This window comes from Pseudomonas onubensis, assembly GCF_965653655.1.
Lineage (GTDB): Bacteria > Pseudomonadota > Gammaproteobacteria > Pseudomonadales > Pseudomonadaceae > Aquipseudomonas.
This window is the reverse complement of the sequence record NZ_CBFHAZ010000212.1, coordinates 1-1023: the sequence shown is the minus strand read 5'-3', so window position 1 is coordinate 1023 and position 1023 is coordinate 1. Positions and strand designations below refer to the sequence as shown.

The following is a 1023-nucleotide window of genomic DNA, read 5'->3' as shown; positions in this document are numbered from 1 at the left end:
AAAATTGTGGTTATTTATTGCGCAAGTCTCGCGCGTGATCCTTGTATTTATACTTAAGGGATAAATGGCGGATATGAAATAGTGGTTTAGCCCAGTAATGACGAGGCTTTGAGTGGGTTTTGACAGGTCAAAGAAAATGGAGCAGAATTGAGGCGTTTTTAATCGGCGTTGGGGAGTGCGTCAACACTCCCCAACATTTCGAATGTGTCACCTCAGCGGCAAACTCTGGTGACATGTACTGGCTCGCAATGCACAGGTACGTGATGAATATACCACATCAAATCACAGCCTGCCCAGATCGGAGCAGGCTTAATGTCAGAAGATAAATTCCTTTCGGACTACAGCCCCCGTGATGCAGTTTGGGATACCCAGCGCACGCTTACCGATTCTGTCGGGGGTATCTACCAGACCGCTGCTGAATTCGAGCGCTATGCACTCCGTATGGCCTCCTGTAGCGGTTTGTTACGTTTTGGTTGGTCTACCATCATGGAAACCGGAGAAACGCGCCTACGGCTTCGTAGTGCGCAATTTTGCCGTGTCCGTCATTGCCCTGTCTGCCAGTGGAGAAGAACCCTCATGTGGCAAGCCCGTTTTTATCAGGCTCTACCGAAAATCGTTGTGGATTACCCGTCTTCCCGATGGTTGTTTCTGACGTTAACTGTCAGGAACTGCGAGATAGGTGAACTTGGAACAGTCCTTACAGCAATGAATGCGGCGTTTAAGCGAATGGAAAAGCGAAAGGAGCTATCACCTGTTCAGGGGTGGATCAGGGCTACGGAGGTGACGCGAGGTAAGGATGGCAGCGCACATCCGCATTTTCACTGTCTGCTGATGGTGCAACCTTCTTGGTTTAAAGGGAAGAACTACGTTAAGCACGAACGTTGGGTAGAACTCTGGCGCGATTGCTTGCGGGTGAACTATGAGCCGAATATCGATATTCGGGCAGTAAAAACTAAGACAGGTGAGGTTGTGGCCAACGTTGCCGAGCAACTGCAAAGCGCGGTTGCTGAAACGCTGAAATAC

At 49.7% G+C, this 1023-nt stretch carries 1 protein-coding gene; it reads left to right on the top strand.

Features of this window, described 5'->3' with window-relative positions; all coding sequences use genetic code 11:
• Positions 1-312 precede the first annotated feature (312 nt).
• On the top strand, positions 313-1023 hold a 711-nt coding region (locus ACTD9P_RS29605; protein WP_052972342.1), incomplete at its 3' end, for a protein rep.